This is a genomic window from Verrucomicrobiota bacterium (genome assembly GCA_021413925.1).
Taxonomy (GTDB): Bacteria; Verrucomicrobiota; Verrucomicrobiia; order Chthoniobacterales; family UBA6821; genus UBA6821.
On record JAIOPL010000027.1, the window covers coordinates 22,751 to 42,301 of the forward strand.

21 protein-coding genes are annotated in these 19,551 nt (G+C 56.6%); 10 read left to right on the forward strand and 11 right to left on the reverse strand.

Features of this window, described 5'->3' with window-relative positions:
• Nucleotides 1-59 precede the first annotated feature (59 nt).
• Together pgl and pgi are read right to left on the reverse strand one after the other, a co-directional pair.
• On the reverse strand, nt 60-776 hold the full coding sequence (gene pgl, locus K8R57_10595) for a 6-phosphogluconolactonase (protein MCE9588744.1): 717 nt from the start codon (nt 774-776) through the stop codon (nt 60-62).
• 21 nt (nt 777-797) lie between these two features.
• The gene (gene pgi / locus K8R57_10600; GenBank protein MCE9588745.1) at nt 798-2,420 is read right to left on the reverse strand and encodes a glucose-6-phosphate isomerase; all 1,623 of its coding nucleotides are present in this window, start codon (nt 2,418-2,420) and stop codon (nt 798-800) included.
• A gap of 100 nt (nt 2,421-2,520) precedes the next feature.
• Here pgi and tsaE point away from each other — a divergent pair, with 100 nt between their 5' ends.
• From tsaE to mrdA, 3 genes are read left to right on the forward strand one after another with little or no spacing between them, the layout of a single operon-like run.
• Nucleotides 2,521-2,976, forward strand: a complete 456-nt coding sequence (gene tsaE, locus K8R57_10605) for a tRNA (adenosine(37)-N6)-threonylcarbamoyltransferase complex ATPase subunit type 1 TsaE (GenBank protein ID MCE9588746.1) — start codon at nt 2,521-2,523, stop codon at nt 2,974-2,976.
• Between the two features lie 7 nt (nt 2,977-2,983).
• Nucleotides 2,984-3,616, forward strand: a complete 633-nt coding sequence (tsaB, locus tag K8R57_10610; protein ID MCE9588747.1) for a tRNA (adenosine(37)-N6)-threonylcarbamoyltransferase complex dimerization subunit type 1 TsaB — start codon at nt 2,984-2,986, stop codon at nt 3,614-3,616.
• Entirely contained in the window at nt 3,613-5,538 is a 1,926-nt protein-coding gene (gene mrdA / locus K8R57_10615; protein MCE9588748.1) for a penicillin-binding protein 2, read from the forward strand. Before tsaB ends, mrdA begins: the two co-directional genes overlap by 4 nt.
• A gap of 216 nt (nt 5,539-5,754) precedes the next feature.
• Here mrdA and K8R57_10620 read toward each other — a convergent pair whose 3' ends face one another.
• The 8 genes from K8R57_10620 to K8R57_10655 all read right to left on the reverse strand — a co-directional run bounded on the left by K8R57_10620 (nt 5,755) and on the right by K8R57_10655 (nt 10,906).
• A complete protein-coding gene (locus K8R57_10620; protein ID MCE9588749.1) occupies nt 5,755-5,949 on the reverse strand; it encodes a hypothetical protein in 195 nt (64 codons plus the stop codon).
• Nucleotides 5,950-5,982: 33 nt separating this feature from the next.
• Nucleotides 5,983-6,618, reverse strand: coding sequence for a transcriptional repressor LexA (gene lexA, locus K8R57_10625; protein ID MCE9588750.1), 636 nt, complete (start codon nt 6,616-6,618; stop codon nt 5,983-5,985).
• Nucleotides 6,619-6,763: 145 nt separating this feature from the next.
• Nucleotides 6,764-7,120, reverse strand: a complete 357-nt coding sequence (locus K8R57_10630) for a PIN domain-containing protein (GenBank protein MCE9588751.1) — start codon at nt 7,118-7,120, stop codon at nt 6,764-6,766.
• A gap of 27 nt (nt 7,121-7,147) precedes the next feature.
• On the reverse strand, nt 7,148-7,387 hold the full coding sequence (locus K8R57_10635; protein MCE9588752.1) for a ribbon-helix-helix protein, CopG family: 240 nt from the start codon (nt 7,385-7,387) through the stop codon (nt 7,148-7,150).
• Between the two features lie 273 nt (nt 7,388-7,660).
• Nucleotides 7,661-8,587, reverse strand: a complete 927-nt coding sequence (gene lipA / locus K8R57_10640; protein MCE9588753.1) for a lipoyl synthase — start codon at nt 8,585-8,587, stop codon at nt 7,661-7,663.
• A gap of 61 nt (nt 8,588-8,648) precedes the next feature.
• Nucleotides 8,649-9,200 (reverse strand): gamma subclass chorismate mutase AroQ, encoded by a 552-nt coding sequence (aroQ, locus tag K8R57_10645; GenBank protein MCE9588754.1) that lies wholly within the window; start codon nt 9,198-9,200, stop codon nt 8,649-8,651.
• A gap of 17 nt (nt 9,201-9,217) precedes the next feature.
• On the reverse strand, nt 9,218-9,853 hold the full coding sequence (recR, locus tag K8R57_10650) for a recombination mediator RecR (GenBank protein MCE9588755.1): 636 nt from the start codon (nt 9,851-9,853) through the stop codon (nt 9,218-9,220).
• Nucleotides 9,854-9,946: 93 nt separating this feature from the next.
• Entirely contained in the window at nt 9,947-10,906 is a 960-nt protein-coding gene (locus K8R57_10655) for a J domain-containing protein (protein MCE9588756.1), read from the reverse strand.
• 154 nt (nt 10,907-11,060) lie between these two features.
• Between K8R57_10655 and K8R57_10660 the strand changes: the two genes are divergently transcribed.
• The 6 genes from K8R57_10660 (at nt 11,061) to K8R57_10685 (ending at nt 17,037) form a co-directional block, all read left to right on the forward strand.
• A complete protein-coding gene (locus K8R57_10660) occupies nt 11,061-11,372 on the forward strand; it encodes a twin-arginine translocase TatA/TatE family subunit (GenBank protein MCE9588757.1) in 312 nt (103 codons plus the stop codon).
• 52 nt (nt 11,373-11,424) lie between these two features.
• Nucleotides 11,425-12,369 carry an endonuclease/exonuclease/phosphatase family protein gene (locus K8R57_10665; protein MCE9588758.1) on the forward strand — a complete coding sequence of 315 codons (945 nt, stop codon included), beginning with the start codon at nt 11,425-11,427 and terminating at the stop codon, nt 12,367-12,369.
• A complete protein-coding gene (locus tag K8R57_10670; protein ID MCE9588759.1) occupies nt 12,366-13,436 on the forward strand; it encodes a TlpA family protein disulfide reductase in 1,071 nt (356 codons plus the stop codon). The genes K8R57_10665 and K8R57_10670 overlap by 4 nt, the downstream gene beginning before the upstream one ends.
• Before the next feature lie 123 nt (nt 13,437-13,559).
• On the forward strand, nt 13,560-15,020 hold the full coding sequence (locus K8R57_10675; GenBank protein MCE9588760.1) for a circularly permuted type 2 ATP-grasp protein: 1,461 nt from the start codon (nt 13,560-13,562) through the stop codon (nt 15,018-15,020).
• 98 nt (nt 15,021-15,118) lie between these two features.
• Nucleotides 15,119-16,135 carry an alpha-E domain-containing protein gene (locus tag K8R57_10680; GenBank protein ID MCE9588761.1) on the forward strand — a complete coding sequence of 339 codons (1,017 nt, stop codon included), beginning with the start codon at nt 15,119-15,121 and terminating at the stop codon, nt 16,133-16,135.
• Nucleotides 16,132-17,037, forward strand: a complete 906-nt coding sequence (locus K8R57_10685; GenBank protein MCE9588762.1) for a transglutaminase family protein — start codon at nt 16,132-16,134, stop codon at nt 17,035-17,037. The genes K8R57_10680 and K8R57_10685 overlap by 4 nt, the downstream gene beginning before the upstream one ends.
• 4 nt (nt 17,038-17,041) lie before the next feature.
• On the opposite strand, the gene K8R57_10690 is transcribed toward K8R57_10685, so the two are convergent.
• Entirely contained in the window at nt 17,042-18,166 is a 1,125-nt protein-coding gene (locus K8R57_10690; protein ID MCE9588763.1) for a glycosyltransferase family 4 protein, read from the reverse strand.
• 236 nt (nt 18,167-18,402) lie between these two features.
• On the opposite strand from K8R57_10690, the gene K8R57_10695 reads away from it, so the two are divergent.
• The gene (locus K8R57_10695) at nt 18,403-19,344 is read left to right on the forward strand and encodes a tyrosine recombinase XerC (protein ID MCE9588764.1); all 942 of its coding nucleotides are present in this window, start codon (nt 18,403-18,405) and stop codon (nt 19,342-19,344) included.
• Nucleotides 19,345-19,551: the final 207 nt, after the last annotated feature.

Here is a 19,551-nt window from a genome sequence, read left to right on the forward strand (position 1 = left end):
TCGGCAGACAAATCCTACGGCAAGTGCAGGGCGGCCGCTATTCGCCAACTCTCACAATACTACAACCCTGAAGCGGCGGCGGTGTCGGTGAGTAGTAGCGCGTTGTCCTGACTGATCCTTCCTCCAGGGATGGAGGGGTCTGCTGCCCGTAGCTTCACGATCATCGGAATCTTCGCAGCCCCCGTGGCGAGCCACATGATCTTTCTGGAGCGGTTGATCATCGGGTAGGTCAGAGTCATCCGGCGGCGGTTCTGGTAGAGATTCACCGGATCGGTCAGCGCCACATCGCGGTCAGTGACCTCCAGAACTGGATCATTCGGAGTCAACGAGGCCGTGTGGCCGTCGGGTCCAAGGCCAAGATGAGCCATATCGAGAATCGGGGGATTCCCGCAGATTTCCTGAAGGACCTTCTCGTACTCCTTGGCTCCCTCGACAGGATCAGCTGCATTCACCGGCATTGCGTGGATATTCTCTTTCGGGATGGGGGCACCATTTTCACCTTGATCAAGGAGTGACTCATGCAGGTGGGTCAGGTTTCGGTCGGGGTCTCCCTCGGGAGCGATGCGCTCATCGATCTGGAAGACATGGACTTGGGACCAAGGCACCTCTTCAGAGGCAAGATCCCGCAGCATGGCCCAGGGAGTCTTGCCGCCACTGACGGCAAGGGTGAAGACTCCACGAGCAGCTACTGCCTGGCGGGCGGCATCTGCAATTACTCCTGCGGCGGCCTTCGCCACCGCATCATCATCAGCTAGGACTTCGATCTTAAGAGCCATGACTTGATAGTGGTTAGATGGCTACTTCTTCGCCCTGTAGCGGCGGATGAGGGCGTTCGTGGAGCTGTCGTGCTTGAGCTCGGGCTCGGTCGGCGCCTCCAACTCGGGAATGATGTGCTGGGCAAGCTGCTTACCGAGCTCTACGCCCCACTGGTCGAAGGAGTTGATCCCCCAGACAACACCCTGTGTGAAGACGCTATGCTCATAGAGAGCGACCAGAACGCCGAGGGTATGCGGATCGAGCTTGTCGGCCATGATGACATTCGAGGGACGGTTTCCCTCGAAGACGCGGTGAGGATTCAGCCAATCGGGCGTCCCTTCGGCCTTCACCTGCTCGGGAGTCTTGCCGAAGGCGAGCGCCTCGGCCTGCGCGAAGATATTCGAGATGAGATAATTGTGGTGGTGACCCAGCTCGTTGATTGCCTTGTTGAATCCGATGAAGTCGCACGGGATGAGGCGTGTTCCTTGGTGGATCAGCTGGTAGAAGGAGTGCTGGCCGTTCGTGCCGGGCTCGCCCCAGTAGATCGGACCGGTGTCGAAGGTGACATGGGTGCCGTCGAGGCGGACCGACTTGCCGTTACTCTCCATCGTGAGCTGCTGGAGGTAGGCGGGGAAGCGCTTGAGGTACTGCTCGTAGGGAAGCACGGCGATGCTCTGGGCTCCGAAGAAGTCGTTGTACCAGACGGCAAGCAGACCGAGAAGAACGGGAAGATTCTTGTCGAGCGGGGCCGTGCGGAAGTGCTCGTCCATGGCGTGGAAGCCGGCGAGGAGGTCTGAGAAGTTCTTCGGACCAATGGCGATCATGGTCGAGAGACCGATCGCGGAGTCCATCGAGTAGCGGCCGCCAACCCAATCCCAGAATCCGAACATATTCGCGGTATCGATGCCAAACTCGGAGACCTTGGCGGCGTTTGTGGAGACAGCGACGAAGTGTTTGGCGACAGCTGAGGCATCATTGCCAAAGCCAGCAAGCGACCATTCGCGGGCGCTGTTGGCATTGGTCATGGTCTCGAGTGTGGTGAAGGTCTTCGAGGAGACGATGAAGAGGGTCTCGGTGGGATCGAGATCACGAACGGCCTCGGAGAAATCGGTGCCGTCGACATTGGAGACAAAGCGGAAGGTCATGTCACGGTCGCTGTAGGCCTTGAGCGCCTCGTAGGCCATGACCGGACCCAGATCGGAGCCGCCGATGCCGATATTGATCACGTTCTTGATGCGCTTGCCGGTGTGGCCCTTCCACTCGCCGGAGCGGATGCGATCGGCAAAGGAACCCATGGCCTCCAGGACCTTGTGGACCTCTGGGACAACATCGATACCGTCGACCTTGATCACCGCATTCTTAGGGGCTCGGAGAGCAACATGGAGAACGGCGCGGTCCTCGGTGATGTTGATCTTCTCCCCGGCGAACATCTTGTCGCGGTGAGCTTCAAGACCGACTTCCTTCGCAAGCTGGACGAGGTCCTTGAGGGTCTCGTCGTTGACGCGGTTCTTCGAGTAGTCAAGGTAGAGGCCGCAAGCCTCGGCAGTCAGGCGTTCGCCACGCTTCGGGTCGGCGGCGAAGAGATCCTTGAGTGACGTCTTGGCGATCTGGTTGCGATTGGCTTCGAGTGCCTTCCAGGCAGGGAGTTGGGTCGGGTTGGACATAGTAATTAGGAGATGGGTAATAGGGAATTGGGAATGGGGTTGTTCCGTGGGTGGACAGTAGTATTGCTAGCGCTAATTACCCAACTAGAATGGCTCAGAAATGGCAACCGACAATCCTGTCACACATCAACTGGGAGAACATACTGCCCGGAGCGTTCAGGAAACGGACGCCATTGCCGCAGAACTTCTGCCGCTGATGCTGAAGTCGGGTGTAGTCAGTCTGGAGGGGCCGCTCGGTGCCGGAAAAACCCACTTCGTCAAAGCAACAGCCCTCGCCATGGGGATTACCGAAGATGTGACCAGTCCGACCTTCACTCTGCTTCAGAGCTATGGTTTCGGAGAAAACCGCCTGCATCACTCGGACTGGTACAGGTTGGAATCCGAATCCGAGGTGCTAGCCCTAGGATTGGAAGATTACTATAATGACGGGCTGATGTTCATCGAATGGGGAGACAGGTTTGCCGGCATCCTTCCTCCCGGGACGCTGAGGATCCGGATTGAGCCACAGCTTGTGGGCACGGAAGAGATCCGCACGTTCCGCTGGGAAATGCTCTAAAATGACGATGAAGATCCTTTCCCTCGACTCCTCATCACCGGTCGCCTCGGTTGCCTTCGTTTCCTTCAATAAAGGAACACCGGAGGTTCTCTTTGAAAAGCAGACCCCCCATGCGCGATCCGACTCCTCGGCTCTCTTCGAGGGGCTGAGGAATGCCGTGGAGACATGCGGCCTGCCCGATGCACTCTGCGTGGGACTTGGTCCTGGATCGTATAATGGCCTGCGTGCAGGAATTGCAGCCGCCAGAGGGTTCGCCACGGCGCGGAATCTCCCGCTCTATGCCATTCCCTCCCCCTTGGCACTGCATGGTCCGGATGAGGGGTTCTGGGCTGTCGGGGATGCACGGGGAGGCCATTACTGGATAGCGCGGATTCAACTGGGGGTATTCGTGGAGGAACCTCGGCTACTTTCTCCCGCAGAGACACTGAGTCATCTGAGCTCGTATGCCGATCTGCCCATACTCGGGTCGGCGTCATTGCCGGAAATCGAGAGCCTGGTGAGGGCCACCCCACGTGCCGTACGACTTGCAATCCTTGCAGAAAAGAACGATCCCTCTTTTCTCGTATCGGTAACTCCCGAGCCAATCTACCTGAAGCCTCCCCACATCACCCCGCCAAGAGCCATAGCCACCGTATCATGAGCCTACGGATCCTTCTTCTTACCCAGCTTTGGTCTCTTTCTCTCGTCTTCCCGGCACTGGCACAGATGAACAATGGGACGAATGCACCCGTCGATGAGAATCCCAAACCCACATGGGAGACCCAGAAGCAGGCGCGAACCTTCCAGCTTGGAATTCCTGCCCCGAGAGGCCAGATCACCGATAGGAACGGCTACCCGCTTGCCCAGACTCGTCTCAGTTACAACCTAGCGCTTCAGTTCCCCACCCCGCTCGACTGGAACGAAGCCAAGGTCCTGGCTTTTGCCCGCCAACACATCACGTTCGCCAAGGGGTTCCTTGGACGCCAGATCTTGCTGCGCGATCAGGCTATCCTGAATCATTACCGCAACCGTGGGCTCCTACCGCTGACTCTGCTCGAGGATCTGCAGCCTGAGGAACTGGCCGCCGCCAGACGTGGCCTCACGAGTGCCCTGGTGCTCCAGCAGGTCTACGCGCGCATTTATCCCAATGGGCAATTTGCCTCCCACATCATCGGCTATACCGGCAAGGAAGCTCCGCTCTCCATCCGTCCGATCGAGAACAAGGACCTCATCTTCACAGAAAGCGAGGGGCGCGAGGGGATCGAGCAAACCTTCGACTATCAGCTGAAAGGACACCCCGGCAGCATCCATGTCACCTACGATGCGGAGGGGCGCAAGACCTCGGAGAGGATCGCCAAGCCTCCCGTTCCCGGCGACAACGTGATCACAACCATTGATCAGAATCTTCAGCGCATCTGCGAGAAGGTCCTGAGTGAGAATTGCAAGCGCGGTGCCATCGTGGTGATCGATCCCTGGACGGGTGAAATTCATGCCATGGCCTCCTGGCCGGAATACAATCCGAACCACTTCGTTCCTATCCTGAATCCTGAGATCTACAGACAGCTCAGCGAAGATCCTTCCACGCCGTTGCTGCCCCGAGCTTATCGCTCCGCTTACCCCCCCGGCTCCACCTTCAAGACCTTTGTCGCACTCTCCGGGTTCCAGTCCGGCAAGCTCGCTGCCAACGATATCTATAGCGGCCCCACTGCGATCGATATCGGCAACTTCACCTTTCACAACTGGAAGAAGACCAATGCGGGTCGCCTGAATTTTGTCGAGGCACTCACCCAGTCATGTAACACATGGTTCATTCAGGCCGGCATCAAGATCGGGGCACAAAATATCATCACTTGGACCGAACGTCTGGGACTCGGAAAGAAGACAGGCATCCCGCTCAAAGCCGAATCAGGCGGCATCATTCCTACCGATGAATACATGATCCGCACCCAGAAGCGGAAGATCCTCAAGGGCGATGTCGCCAACATGAGCATCGGACAAGGTGCCATCGTCATCACCCCTCTCCAGATGGCCCAGGCTTACGGGGCAATCGCCTCGGGTGGACAATTCCACCAGACACGGCTCGTGAAGCAGATCCAAGGCATCGATAATAAAGTTGTCTCCGCCTACCCGGACCGCCTCCGGGATGACCTCCAGATCAAGCCCGAGGATATGGAGACGCTAAAAAAAGGTCTCGTGGCCGTGACCGAAGATGGACAGGGGACGGCCCATCACGCGCAGGTGAAGGGATACCATGTCGCCGGAAAGACCGGTACTGCCCAATGGGGTGGCGGAGGGAACAAGGAGAAGCAGCGCACCGCCGCATGGTTTGCGGGATTTGTTCCCGCTGAGAATCCCCAGTATGCCTTTGCCGCCGTCTATGAGGGAGAACCTGGCGATAACAACATCCATGGAGGCAGTCACGCCGCACCGCTTATCGGCAAAGTCCTCCAGGAGGTCTACGGCTCGAAAGAGGAAAAAGAATCGAAATCCACCGACTCTTCCGACCAGACCGATAAGAATAAGGCAGAGAAGTCCGATAAGTCTAAGGATCAGGATCAGCCCACGACGGATCAGTCAAACTAGCCATGCCACGGAAGTGACAGGGAGGGGTTTAGGCTGTAGGTATTTGGACTGTTAGGAAAGAAGAAGAAAATATCCCGCAGTGGCGCTGAGCACGCAGTGAAAGAATCTTTTATTGATCAGGGATAAGCGGACTTAAAATGTCTAACTCGACAGCATGAAAAATCATCATGTCTTTTTCATATCCTCTCAGCGCCTCTGCGCCCCCGCGGGAAAAAATCACCTCCGCGACCGGCCGGTAACTCGCAGAAGTTCGTAGAGACAGTTCAGGATCCCCTGGGCCATCTGGGAAGAGTGACGGGTCAGGGCACGAGCTGCGGAGGGTTTCGGGGAATGCAAGGATGTCCTCTTTAGGGCAGCCCATTGCCAGAGCTCATCGGTGGATCGGATGGGGGACTTGGTGGCGGTCTTCATGGTGTTGGTTGGTGATGGGTATTTGGTATTGGGTTAACGTGGAAGATGGGTACGGATCAGCGCTCGGAAGACTCCTTGGATCAGGAGTTCCCGAGCAGGAATGAGATCGGGATAGAGTGGGTTCTCAGCACGAAGGAAGGGAACACCTCCCTCCACGAGATAGCGCTTCAGCGTGACCTCGCCGTCGATCAGGGCGGCAACAATATCGCGGTTCCGAGGTTCGGTATGCTCCAGGATCACGACATCGCGGTCCAGGATCCCGGCACCGATCATTGAGTCTCCCCTCACCTCAAGGGCGAAAGTCTTCGCATTCCGGGGAATCTTGATCGTCTCCGGATCGACGGTGATGCAGCGATCTACCTCCTGCTCTTGACCCTCGGGGATACCGGCAGGAATCATTCCGTAAAGTGGTACTTCGAGAAGTTCCGGACGGGACTTCCGGAGCTCACGATCGGGCAGAATGATATTCCTCGAACGCCCTGCCTCGCGACGAATGGCCCCCTTCTTTTCCATGAGATCCAGATGACTCGCCACGGTGGCCGGAGAGCTGAATCCAAAACGGGCCATGATCTCACGCACCGAGGGAATACCTCCCCTCTCCTCCGCGCAGTCGCGGATGAAAGAGAGGATTTCACTCTGTCGTGAGGTGAGATTCATGCTGAGATTCATATACCGTTCATTTGTTCGGTATATGAATCCAAAAGAGTCCGCAAGGAGTTTTTACAAAAAAACCTCACTGCAGGTAGGCCCCCAACGCAAAACTACTCCGACGGATGCACAACCCTAAGTCCTTGAAACCGCGCAAATCCACGGTTTAACCCGAACTCCGAAGATGAAAGAGATGCGTTGGCGTAAGATGGTGGCCGATAGGAGTTGCGGAGATTTCGAGGGCGTATCGATTGATACAGGCGAGAATCGACAAGACTTCTTTGCGGTCAATAGGTTGCGTCAAATCGCTCTGCTCAACTTTGGAGCTCGGGTTTAAAGTCACCCATTCGCACCCTGTCTCTATGGCCAGCGCGGCGTGGTAGGCATCGGGAACAAGATTTCCACGGGCATCGCTGGCACGGCACAGACTGGCAAAGATAGCCCAGTGCTTTTCACCGGGAGCCAGGATTTTCACGCCTTCCAGTCCACGGAGCAACTCCACGAATTCTAGAGCCAGCAGCAAGGGTGTAGGCTGTTTGAAGACCTACGGCTAGGAATCCATCACCTCGAGCAGCTCGGCCCAGGAGTCCAGTCGCACACCTTCTCTCAGGCAAGTGCCATTATAGGTTAGCAGCACGGGGCGTTTCGCCATCACGGAGGATTTAGATCGAGGAACCAGCGTCGCCCGGAGGGCCTCTTCGATCACCTCTCCGAGGGTCGAACGCCTCTCCCTTGAGAGCTTCTTGGCCAAATCGAGCAGCGAGTCCGAAATAGAAACAGTCGTCCTCATGCATCAAGTCATCAAATGAAACCATGAGGATGTCAAACCCTCCAAATCCTCGAAACTAAAAAGGCTCGGAAGATCAGATGAAGAGCAAGGAGGTCAAGGGAACCAAGCCTCTCGAATGAGGCGCAGAGAAGTTGCCGAAGGCAAAACTGAAAGGAGGCACAGCTTTGCGAGGGCAAGGTGCCGTTCAAGCCGTAGTAGTCCTACGGCGAGCGATCAACACCGCAGTTGTTCCGATACCAGGCCGTAGGAGCGAGCGAGGCGATATCCTAAGCCTTACCTGTTCAGGCCTGCTTGCTCGGCCAAACCCTCAATCGGATTAAAATCCGATGCATGGTACGAACTCCGCACCAAGGGACCGCTAGCCACATGAGTGAATCCCTTCTTCCTGGCGATCTCGCCGTAGAGGTTGAATGTCTCCGGGGTGATGTACTCAACTACCGGAAGATGCTGTGGGCTGGGTCGGAGATACTGTCCCATGGTGAGGACGCTGACATTGGCCTCACGCAGGTCATCCATCGCCTGAAAGATCTCGTTCTCCTGCTCGCCGAGTCCGAGCATGATGCCGCTCTTGGTCACCATTTTCTGATCGCGTGCATCGGCAAGAGCGCGGGCGCGCTTCAGGAAATCCAGCGAGAGGCGGTACTTTGCCCGGGAACGAACCATCGGCGTGAGACGCTCCACGGTCTCAAGGTTATGATTGAAGATATGAGGGGCAGCATCGACGACAATCTGCAAGGAAGAGTCCTTGCCGTTGAAGTCAGGAGTCAGGATCTCAATAATGACCGAGGCATCCATGTCACGGATTGCCTGGATCGTGCGGGCGAAATGCTCCGCGCCGCCATCGGGAATGTCATCGCGGGCAACGGCGGTGACAACCACGTGCTTGAGCTTCATCCGACGGACCGCCTCAGCGACCCGCTCAGGTTCATCCTCCTCCAGGGCAAAGGGCTTGGCCGTATCGACTGCACAGAATCCGCAGGCCCGGGTGCAGCGATCTCCGGCGATCATCATGGTGGCGGTGCCCCCGCTCCAGCACTCCCAGCGGTTCGGGCATTGGGCGCTCTCGCAGACCGTATGAAGGCGGAGATCGGCGATCATCGCCTTGGTCGAGAAAAAGACAGGATTCGACGGAAGACGTACCTTGATCCAGTCGGGCTTACGCTCTTGATGGAGAGCTGGATCGATCTTTGGAGTGGCCATGGATTGAAAGGTTAAAGAAGTTAAAAAGGTTAAAAAGTTAAAACGTACAAAAGATTGGGAATCACCGAGCGACCTGAGGATCAAGTGGTCGGGCAGCGATCTTGGCGACATCGGGTGAGATTCCCCGATCCCGGAGCATCCGCTCCGCCTCTTCGCGGTCCGCCCAGTCTAGGTGAGTATGACAGACTACCTCCCACTGACGGAGCATTTCTCGGTTCAGTTTGTCCAACCGCGGCCTGATTTCAGTGGCAAGATCGAGTGGCTTAATCTTGGGTACATCGATACATGAACGCCATCCGGCGATCAGTTCCTCCTGATAGCGGCGCGAGGCGGCGATCTGGGGAATGAACAATCTGGTCACCTCTTCGGAAGTTAGTCCCTCCTTCCTTCCGGCGACCTTCAGATCGGTCAGCATCCGTGCCTCCCGTATGGGATCGGCGACAGGAATCCCAGCCTGGCATTTGCTCCAGGCAACCTCACGTGACAACTGGAGCCTCTGGATCATGAGGGTCACCAGCGGATTGAGACGCTCATCAACGGCAGCTATCCCGCTGGTGGGAAAAGCCGCAAGCAAAAGGCAGACGCAGAGCAGGAGTAACCGGGGCAAAATCATGAATACTTAAGGAAATCTTAAGGAAATGACTTATTGCTCCCATTGCTTCCGTAAGCACCGCGATTTGCGAGGGCACGGTGGAGCGTAATCTGATCGGCCTGATCGACACCCCCGCCAGCGGGTAATCCCTGGGCGATCCGGGTTACGTGGACGCCGGTCGGTGCAATCATCTCGGCCAGATAATGGGAGGTGGCCTCACCCTCGACATCGACACCCAGAGCCAAGATCACTTCGGAGGGACGCTCATCTCCGATGCGCTCAAGCAACTCACCGATACGTAGCTGCTCAGGCCCGATGCCATCCAGAGGTGAGAGTTTCCCACCGAGGGCATGATAACGCCCGCGAAAGACCCCAGTTCGCTCCAACGGCAGGATATCGGTCGCCGTCTCCACAATGCAGAGTTCGCGTCCCGCACGAGCCTCGTCCCGGCAGAGAGAACACTCTTCCGACTCGGCGAAGAATCCGCAGAGTCGGCAGGTTTTCAGACTCTCGCGGGCCTTGGAAACTGCCGAGATCAGCTGCTCGGACTTGGCGTCGGGGGAACGCATCATCCAGAGGGCGATCCGCTCGGCGCTCCGGGGACCGATCCCGGGAAGCCTACGGAACTGGCGGACCAGTTCGCGAAAGGATTCGGGATAATCGAGATGGGACACGAGTGGAGAAAGTTAAAAAGTTAAAGGTGAAAAGGTTACAGGCTCATGAATCCTTAATTCACTTCCACAACGACCTCATTCAACTCTGTTTTGTCAGCCGAGTTTGGAGAGTTTCTCCCAAAGCTCTTTCTGGTCAGGTGTCAACGATTCGGGAATTGAAATCTCAATCACCGCGTAGAAATCCCCACGAGCCTCCTTGCCCGGAAGCCCTCTCCCCGGAATTCGGAACTGGCGGCCGTTCTGAGTGCCTGCAGGGATCTTAAGCTTAGCTCTCCCATCAGGTGTCGGGATGGTGAGTTCACCACCGAGCACCGCCTGCCAGGGAGGAACATCGGCCTCGTGATAGATGTCAGAGCCCTCGAAGCGGTAATCGGGATGCTGCTGGAGCTTAACCCGGAGGTAGAGATCACCGGCCTCGCCGCGCGAACCTCCCGATCCACCCTGACCGGCAAGACGGATACGCTGCCCCTCGCGGACACCCTTCGGGATCTTAACGGTATAAGTCTGAATGTCCGGAGAGTTCCCCTTGCGGAAAGAGATCTGACGGGTAGCCCCGTGCAGCACCTCCTCTAGCGTCACCAGGATATCGGCCTCGACATCGCGACCACGCTGAGGAGTCTCCTCGAAATCGACTCCTCCACCGCCGCCGCTGAATCCCCTGCCTCGCCGTGTGCCGAAGAACTGCTCAAAGAAATCGCTGTAACCCGTCCCTCCAAAGTGAAACTCCGAGGCATCGCCTCCGCCTCCATAATTTCCTCCAAATCCACCTGCGCCTGCACCTCCACGCCCACCCCCACCACCGGGAGGGAACCCGTTGCCGGCATGCTGCCAGTTGGCGCCATATTCATCGTACTTCTTGCGCTTCTCGGGGTCGCCGAGGACCTCGTAGGCCTCGTTGATCTCCTTGAACTTCTCCTCAGCGGCCTTCTTGTCCTTTGCCAGATCGGGGTGATGCTTGCGGGCAAGTTTGCGGAAGGCACTCTTGATCTCGTCGGCGGAGGATGTCTTTGCGACTCCTAGGGTTTCGTAATAATCGCGGAACTGGGCTGCCATGGTCAGATCTATTCCTAATCCCAATTCGGCCGCCTGACAATCTCGCCGAAAAATTGATCGTATCCGCAAGCCGCTAACTCAATAAAGGATGGGACTTTTTGTTGCATGGATCGCAGGGAGTGTTAGGAGATAGATTATGCAGATGATCGCACAAATGCTCGGCATCCACCCTATCCTGGCCTTTGGTATCCCGAGTGGCCCAGACCTGATCATTCTGCTGGTGATCGTCCTGGTTCTCTTCGGCGCAAAGCGTCTGCCGGAACTCGCCCGTGGTTTAGGCCAGAGCGTGAATGAATTCAAGAAGGCAAAGGATGAGTTCGACAAGGAAGTGTCAAAACCATCCATATCTCCTGCGACTCCAGCCTCTCCAGCCACTCCCACGATCGCCGCCTCCACTCCCGTCGTCTCCGCGGAATCCCATCCAGCCACCCCGGCTCCTACCAAGGACGAGCAGAAGCCTGCCTGAAGATCGAATCGTCAGAATCGTCAGCATCGATAAAGATATCTAAGACCGGTTCATGAAGACGATCTCTGCGCTAGGGATCGTCTTTTGTTTTTTAAGCTATATAGGTTCGCTCCATGCCGAGGGGACGAATGGATTTCGAATCGCTTCTTACAATGTGGAGAACTACATCACCATGCCGCGTCGGATCGACGGCAAGCTTCGAGCTAAGGCTGGCAAGCCGGAATCCGAGCGGGATGCGGTAGTGCGGATGATCGGATCGATCAGGCCCGATGTTCTGGGCCTGGAAGAGATGGGGGAGCCTGGGCAATTCTTAGACCTGCAAAGGCGTCTCCGCAAAGCAGGTCTCGACTTCCCCTACAGCGAGTATCTGCAGGCAGGCGACACCAGTCGTCATATCGCCTTGCTCAGCCGCACCCCGATCGTGGAGCATCATTCGCAGAATGATTTGCCGCTCAGGGTGAATGGGGTGACCTTGCGCAGTCCTCGCGGTATTCTGGATGTCACGGTGGAACCCGTCCGAGGAGAGAGGATTCGTATTCTTTGCGTCCATCTGAAGGCCAAGTTGGAAGTTGCGGAATATGATCAGGCAGACCTACGCCTAGCCGAGTCGCAGTATCTCAGGCGTTATGTGAGGGACATCCTGCGAACGGATCCCTCGGCACGTCTTGTCCTGATGGGGGACTTCAATGACACGAAGAATGAAAAAGCGATCTGGCAGATCATGGGCAAACCGGAGTGGCCAGATAGCCTAAAGGCCCTGCCCCTTGCGGACGACCGCGGGGAATTCTGGACGGAATTCTGGCCATACGCCGATGTCTACTCGCGCATTGACTACATCATGGTCTCCAAGAAACTGGAGGGAGAGGTTGATTCCGGTCAGTCAGGCATTGCCCGTCCGTCATTCTGGAACGAGGCGAGCGATCATTGCCCCGTCTATCTCACACTAAGGAATCCCCCGACGACGTCTCCCTCCATAACTACCCCAACCATTCCATGACGATACCCTACAAACGAGTACTCCTGCTGTTGATCGGTCTACTCACTCTACCCATTCTACAAATTGACAGCTTGCGTGCTGACTGGTCACGGGTGACCGATCTCGACCAACCGGTGACGCGACTCTCACCCGATCCCAGGAAGGCAAAACTGGCCATGAAGGCGCACTTCGAGGCGCAGATTGCAGCAAATGAAGCCTTCCTCAAGGAGTCCAAGGAGTCCAAGGAGGTCAAAGCATCATCCAAGGATCCCCATGCCTACGAAGCCAAAGTACGACTCGCCGTGGCCCAGGCTAAGCTGGCGTCGCTGGACAGCAACCCTCCCGCAGTCACCGAAGCACTCGAGAAACTGAAAATCCTGGAAAAGCAGGCTCCGGATGATTCCCAACATGCCGAGACGATGTTTCGCCGTCTCTCCCTCCAGTGGCAGAATCTCGGCGACACAGCAGACCAGCGTCGCGAGAACGCGACCACCTACGCGCGCCTGTTTGCGACGGAATTTCCCCAGGATCGACGGGCCCCACGCCTTCTGGCAGAGGCAGCCGCGCTCTGCGACAACCATCCGGAAGAGAAAGCCAAGCTCATCGAGCAGGCTCTAACCCTGAGCAGGGAGGAGAGCCTCACACAGCGCCTTCAGGATGACAGGAAACGACTTACCCAGCTGGGTAAGCCATTGGATCTTAGTTTCACCACCACGGAGGGGGAGCAGTTTGACCTCTCCAAGGAAAAGGGACATGTCGTTGCCCTGATCTTCTGGTCGGCGGAATCAGCCCCCTGCCTGGTCTGGATGCAGTATTTCTCACGGTATGCAGCCGAGATTCCGGCACTGAAAGTCGTGACAATAAGCCTCGACCGGGATCGCACCGATCTGCGCTCCGCAATGCAGTCCTTGAATGTCACCTGGCCCACTTTCTTTGACGGCAAGGGATGGGATAACACGATCGCCCGACGCTTCGGAATCAACACCATCCCCACACTCTGGCTGATCGATCGCAAGGGATGCCTTCAGGCGCTCAATGCCCGTAATGATTACCAACTAAAGATCAGCAGCTTACTTCAGCAGAAATAATCCTCAGATCACCTCTTTTTCTTGGCCCGATAGTTGCTTTTCTCAGTTATCCCTTCTTCCCCTGAGGAACTGGGAACTGACTTCCATCCCCATCATGCGGCATTATCCTACACAAACTCTCCCATGCTCCTGAACAACTATCAAACGGAAGACTTTTTTGACGAAATGTTCACGGAGGGGGGGCATGGTGTCCGACCCCACTATCAGCGCGTCGCTGATCGGCTCCAGCACCTAGATAGCGGGGAGCATCGGCGCAAGCAGACTGCAGTCGATCTCGCCTTCATGCGCAGCGGGGTAACCTTCACGGTCTACAACGACGATCAGGGGACCGAGCGGATCTTTCCCTTCGATCTCGTGCCCAGGGTCATCCCCGATACCGAGTGGCAGCGGATCGAGAAGGGACTGATCCAGCGGATCACCGCCCTGAATCTCTTCCTGCACGACATCTATCACGACCAGAAGATCCTCAAGGACCGGATCATTCCCCCTCACTACATCCTTGGAGCAAAGCATTTCCGCCGTGAGTTCATGGGATTCAATGTCCCGAAAGATATCTATGTCCACGTCTGCGGCACCGATCTGATCCGCGACCGCGATGGGAATTACCTCGTTCTGGAGGATAATCTCCGCTGCCCCTCGGGTGCCAGCTACATGCTCGAGAACCGCGCTGCTCTCAAGCGCGCCTTCCCCGATCTCTACCGCAATGCCCGCGTACAGCCAGTGGACAACTACGCAGCCGACCTTCGCAAGGTCCTCCAGTATATTTCTCCCCCGTCGCTCGGGAGTGCACAACCGAACGTCGTTCTGATGACACCGGGCGTCTTCAACAGCGCCTACTTCGAGCATGCCTTCCTGGCTCGCCAGATGGGCATTCCCATCGTCGAGGGACGCGATTTGCTCGTCCGGGATGCACGCGTTTACATGCGTACGACCTCGGGACTCGTTCCCGTCGATGTCATCTACCGCAGGATCGACGACGACTTCCTTGATCCCACTGTCTTCCGGCCCGACTCTCTCTTGGGAGTTCCCGGCCTTGTCCATGCCTACCGCTCAGGCAATGTCAGCCTTGCGAATAGCATCGGCACCGGCGTGGCCGACGACAAGGTGGTCTACTACTTCGTCCCGAAAATCATCAAATATTACCTCGGCGAGGAGGCGATCCTGCCGAATGTCGACACCTACCTGGCAAGCGAATCGCAGGATCGGGGCTTCATCTTGGAGAACCTTGCGAAGCTCGTGGTCAAGTCGGCCAACGAAGCGGGTGGCTACGGCATGCTCATGGGCCCCTGGGCCAGCAAGGAGGAGATCGAGAGTTTCCGAGAGCAGATCCAAGCCAATCCCCGCAACTTCATCGCCCAGCACCCGATCTCCCTCTCACGTCATCCCACCTGGTGCAACACTGAGACGGGAGGTGCTTTCGAAGGGCGCCATGTCGATTTGCGTCCTTACATCCTCTATGGGGAAAAGATCACCGTCACTCCCGGGGGCCTCACCCGCGTGGCGCTCCGCAAGGGCTCGCTGGTCGTGAATTCGTCGCAGGGCGGCGGCTCCAAGGATACCTGGGTACTCCATGGTGATTCCTAATTAAACAATCCTTTCCACAGCACTCTCTTTTCCTCATGAGCGAACCTCTTATCCCCGCGCCCCAGAAGCCGATTTCGAACCGGCGCGACAGCCTCGTCATGCTCTCCCGCGTGGCCAATTCCCTCTACTGGATGAGCCGCTATATCGAGCGCTCAGAGAATGTCGCCCGCCTGCTCGACGTGAACCTCCAACTGATGCTCGATTTTGCGGACTTTGATGACGATAAGCTCGAGAAACACTGGCTCCCCATCCTCTGCTCAGCCGGCAATGAAAAGACCTTCTTCCAGCTCTACGAGAAAGCTGATAGCGAAAGCGTCACCGAGTTCCTGACCTTCAGGGAAGAGAATCCCAACTCCATCATCTCATGCCTCTTCTCCGCACGTGAGAATGCGCGTCAGGTCCGTGATCAGATCTCGCTGGAGATGTTCGAGACGCTCAATGAATGCTACCTCTTCCTGAAGTCGAGTAACGCCCGCGAGGTCTGGCAGACGGGAGCCCATGAATTTTACGAGCAGATCAAGAGATACTCCCACCTCTTCCAGGGACTGACCGGATCGACCTTCACCCGCAACGAGGGGTACGAGTTCATCAATCTCGGCAAGTTCCTGGAGCGCGCCGACAAGACCTCGCGCATCCTTGACCTGAAATACCATATCCTGCTGCCAAGCGTAGCGGATGTGGGAGGAGCCGTGGATGCGGCCCAGTGGCAAGCGATACTGCGCTCGGCCAGCGCCCTGGAGGCCTACCGCCGCTTCCACGTCGAGGACATCCTTCCGAAGAAGGTGGCAGAGTTTCTGATTTTCTCGACCACTTTCCCTCGCTCGATCCGTGCCTGCATGCAGCATCTCGACGAGGATCTCCACCGCCTGAGCGGCAAGGAACGGCGCGAATACAAGAGCCCGGAGGAACGGGCCTTCGGAAAGCTTCTCTCCGACATGAATTTCATGACCATCGAGGAGATCCTTGATACCGGTCTCCATCAGTTTCTCGAGCTCATCCAGACCACGCTCGACCAACTCGACGACCACATCTACCGAGAATACATGCACCATCCGCCTGTGGACAACCAGGCGGAGATCCTCCTTCATCAGCAGCAGATGCAGCAACAGCAATGATTTCCCAATCTTCCAGTACAACGGAGAGCAAGGGTGCAAAGGTTCCATGGACGGAGCCGATCCTTCTCTCGATCTCCCATCTCACTCGTTACACCTACGAGGGGGCGGTCCAGGATAGCTTCAACGAGGCACGCTTGCAGCCGATCACCGACACGCTTCAGCAATGCCGGAATTTTCGCTTTAAGATCGATCCTGCCTCCTCCGTGCGTGACTATCCCGATTTCTACGCCAACTGCGTTCATTACTTCGATGTCCCCCAACCCCATGAATCACTCGAGGTCTTGGCGGAATCGGAGGTTCAGACTATCCCAGAGACGCGAGGCCCCATTCCCGAAGCGGGAGTAAAGAGCCTGGAAGAACCCTCGGTGAGGGAGCAGAACTTCGACTTCCTGCACGCCTCGGAATTCGTCTCCCTGGAGGCCGATGTCTGGAGGGAAGCCATTGACGCACTGCCCGGTGGAGTGAGCGATGTCTGGAATGACACCGCGACAATCGGCGAATATATCCATCGCAACTACAAGTACACCCCGCTTTCCACCAACGTGAACACCCGCGCCACCGAGGTGATCAAGAAAAAGCAGGGCGTCTGCCAGGACTTTGCCCACCTGATGCTGGGAATCTGCCGGACTCACGGCATTCCAGCCCGCTATGTCAGTGGCTATTTCCTCAACCAGCACAAGCTCCCCGGAGAGATCGAGGCCAGCCATGCGTGGCTCGAAGTCTTCATCCCTGATTACGGATGGAAGGGATATGATCCGACCCATCGACGAGAGGCTGATACCCGCTATGTGAAGCTGGCGGTGGGACGTGACTACGGTGACATTCGTCCTGTGGGAGGAACCTTCCGTGGGAAGGGAACGCGCAAGATGGTTGTCGAAGTCTCCGTCCAGCGGATTTCCTGACGGGTCACTCCCGTTCCGCGATCACCTCGCGGATGACTGCAAGAGTCTCCTTCAAGTTTCGCTCCAGCGTAAACTCTGAGGCGAGAGCGGCGCATGCGTTGCGTGCTTGATCGGCCTGAACCGGGTCACTGAGAATCCCAAGCCACTTGTGAAGGGCGGTGACGAGAGCTGCACTATCAGAAGACTCGGCGATTACTTCGCCATGCACTCCCGGAGTCATAATTTCCGAAACTCCATTTGCAGCTGTGGTGATCACCGGAAGACCCGCGCTCAAGGCCTCCAGCGTAGCCAGCGGGAAGGGATCGAAGATCGTCGGGAAGAGAATAATATCGGCCGCATAATAGATCGTCGCCATCTGACTGACACTTCCAAGGAAACGCACGGAGGGAGACGCATAGCGCTTCTCATTCCCCTTTCCTGCCACGAACAGTTTCACCATAGGATCCCTCAACGATTCAACCGCATCGATGGCGAATCTGAGTCCCTTGCGCTCCCAACCGGTGCCGACAAAGAGAACAACCTTTTCATCCGCCGGAATCCCGAGTTTTCGGCGGGCGATTTCCCTTTCCTCATGAGTGGTTGCCTCACGACTCGGCACACCGTTCCGGATCAAGGTGATTTGCTCCTCCGGATAACCATAGAGAGCGCTGATCTCGCCGCTGATCTTGTGAGATAGGGAGATCACTCGCCTAGTTTTTTCCGGAGTGAAGAGTTGCCTTTCAAGGCGGAGCTTCTCTCGGTGCTTCGGACTGATTTTTTGAAAGAACCGGGCCCAGAGTCCGATATGTCGGGAGCGCTGTTCAATCCATGCCGCATGAAGACCCTCATCAGTCCGGTAGAGGTCGCAACCCGGAACTTTCTCCACGGAAAGAATCAAATCAAACCGGTTGTCAGGAGAGGCCTTTTGCCTTGTTACCTCGGCACTGTACTGGGAGAGGCTACCTCCCTTGCAGCGAATGATCTCTCCACCCGGCCATTCAGCCTTAGGCCATTCCGAGGTTCCCAGCAGAACGACCCGATGCCCCTCCCCTCTCAATCCTTCGGCTAATCCCTTGAGATAAGCCTCAACTCCACCAGTCGGGGAATATCCGCGTCGCAGGAAACCGATGGTTAATTGGGAATCGGCCATTGGGTATAGGGCATCGGGGATAGGGAATACAAAGGCATCATTCTCAAACTAACCGCCCTGATCAACTCCTCCCTATCACCTATTACCAATTTGTACTCGCTTGATTCCCACAAGGTACGCCCTACGGGTCCATCTTCGTGACGATAACTCTCCTTTCCCAAAGGCTGTTTTCCGATAACCCATCACCAATTCCCCATAACCTATTTTGGACTCTTCTCGCTATTCCATGACATACTATGACTACCGAGATGAGCCCTCTCAGCGTAAATAAAAAATCTCTTCATGATCGGGAAGAGTCCGATCCCCTCTCCGAGGAGTTCTTCGACTACCTAGACAACGGGAAGAACTACTCTCCTCAGACGCTCCGATCATACAGGCAGGCACTCGGTCAGTTCCGAGCCTTTCGTCCCTCTCTGGCATGGACTGAGGCAACGGCGGAGGACTTCAGAGCCTATCTCTTCGACCTGATGAAGCGGGATCGTTCCCGTGCTACGATCAGGCTCTCTTTTGCCGCCTTGCGCAGTTTTTTCAACCACCTCTCCGACCGGAACATCATTCCTACAAATATACTGAAACTGGTTTCGCTTCCGAAATTGGAGAAAAAACTCCCGCAGTTCCTCACCATCCCCCAAGTGACGACACTGATGGAAAAACCCGCCGCTGGTTTGAAATCAAAACAGGCCCCCGAGTGGATGGCAGCTCGTGATGCGGCGATTCTGGAGCTCTTCTACTCTTCAGGTCTACGACTTGCCGAATTGGCTGAACTGGACGTGCGAGACCTCGATCCGATCGGGGAGACCGTTAGGGTGATGGGCAAGGGATCTCGGGAGCGGATCGTGCCAGTGGGAGGACTGGCTCTTAAAGCCCTCTCTCACTACCGCCATCAGGCAAAGGTTGAGGGCGGCCCTCTCTTCCTCAACAAGAGCCGGAAGCGCCTCGGTCACCGCTCCATCTGGCTACTGCTCAAGAAGTATGTGCGCGAGGCAGGACTCCCAGCCACCCTCAGTCCCCACAAGCTGCGCCACTCATTTGCCACGCACTTACTGGACAACGGGGCGGACCTGCGCAGCGTGCAGTCACTTCTGGGGCATGCCAGCCTGACCACCACACAAATCTACACTCATGTCACGACGGAGCGTCTCAAGCGTTCCTATGATGCCGCTCATCCCCGCGCGTAGTGCGGAGATAGGTAATCGGGGATGGGTTATAGGATCTAGGGAATAGGAGATTGGTTATCCGGGACGGGCACGGGTCAGGACATAGGTAACACATTTGGTTCAGGACATGGGTAACACATGACGTGAGTGTTTGGTAATGGTGTTGGTGTTTTGGTTGTTGGTCAATGGCAGGGAGATTGGGGTAGCAGGCAACGGAGCGGAAGGGGC

What these genes read in the sequence shown, in the direction of transcription:
- lexA (MCE9588750.1), bottom strand. Translation starts at nt 6,618, where the DNA reads ATGAATCTCAGCATGAATCTCACCTCACGACAGAGTGAAATCCTCTCT.
- lipA (MCE9588753.1), bottom strand. Translation starts at nt 8,587, where the DNA reads ATGGCCACTCCAAAGATCGATCCAGCTCTCCATCAAGAGCGTAAGCCC.
- K8R57_10620 (MCE9588749.1), bottom strand. Translation starts at nt 5,949, where the DNA reads ATGAAGACCGCCACCAAGTCCCCCATCCGATCCACCGATGAGCTCTGG.
- tsaB (MCE9588747.1), top strand. Translation starts at nt 2,984, where the DNA reads ATGAAGATCCTTTCCCTCGACTCCTCATCACCGGTCGCCTCGGTTGCC.
- K8R57_10655 (MCE9588756.1), bottom strand. Translation starts at nt 10,906, where the DNA reads ATGGCAGCCCAGTTCCGCGATTATTACGAAACCCTAGGAGTCGCAAAG.
- pgl (MCE9588744.1), bottom strand. Translation starts at nt 776, where the DNA reads ATGGCTCTTAAGATCGAAGTCCTAGCTGATGATGATGCGGTGGCGAAG.
- K8R57_10635 (MCE9588752.1), bottom strand. Translation starts at nt 7,387, where the DNA reads ATGAGGACGACTGTTTCTATTTCGGACTCGCTGCTCGATTTGGCCAAG.
- K8R57_10685 (MCE9588762.1), top strand. Translation starts at nt 16,132, where the DNA reads ATGATTTCCCAATCTTCCAGTACAACGGAGAGCAAGGGTGCAAAGGTT.
- K8R57_10665 (MCE9588758.1), top strand. Translation starts at nt 11,425, where the DNA reads ATGAAGACGATCTCTGCGCTAGGGATCGTCTTTTGTTTTTTAAGCTAT.
- K8R57_10695 (MCE9588764.1), top strand. Translation starts at nt 18,403, where the DNA reads ATGACTACCGAGATGAGCCCTCTCAGCGTAAATAAAAAATCTCTTCAT.
- mrdA (MCE9588748.1), top strand. Translation starts at nt 3,613, where the DNA reads ATGAGCCTACGGATCCTTCTTCTTACCCAGCTTTGGTCTCTTTCTCTC.
- K8R57_10680 (MCE9588761.1), top strand. Translation starts at nt 15,119, where the DNA reads ATGCTCTCCCGCGTGGCCAATTCCCTCTACTGGATGAGCCGCTATATC.
- tsaE (MCE9588746.1), top strand. Translation starts at nt 2,521, where the DNA reads ATGGCAACCGACAATCCTGTCACACATCAACTGGGAGAACATACTGCC.
- K8R57_10670 (MCE9588759.1), top strand. Translation starts at nt 12,366, where the DNA reads ATGACGATACCCTACAAACGAGTACTCCTGCTGTTGATCGGTCTACTC.
- K8R57_10690 (MCE9588763.1), bottom strand. Translation starts at nt 18,166, where the DNA reads ATGGCCGATTCCCAATTAACCATCGGTTTCCTGCGACGCGGATATTCC.
- aroQ (MCE9588754.1), bottom strand. Translation starts at nt 9,200, where the DNA reads ATGATTTTGCCCCGGTTACTCCTGCTCTGCGTCTGCCTTTTGCTTGCG.
- pgi (MCE9588745.1), bottom strand. Translation starts at nt 2,420, where the DNA reads ATGTCCAACCCGACCCAACTCCCTGCCTGGAAGGCACTCGAAGCCAAT.
- K8R57_10660 (MCE9588757.1), top strand. Translation starts at nt 11,061, where the DNA reads ATGCTCGGCATCCACCCTATCCTGGCCTTTGGTATCCCGAGTGGCCCA.
- K8R57_10675 (MCE9588760.1), top strand. Translation starts at nt 13,560, where the DNA reads ATGCTCCTGAACAACTATCAAACGGAAGACTTTTTTGACGAAATGTTC.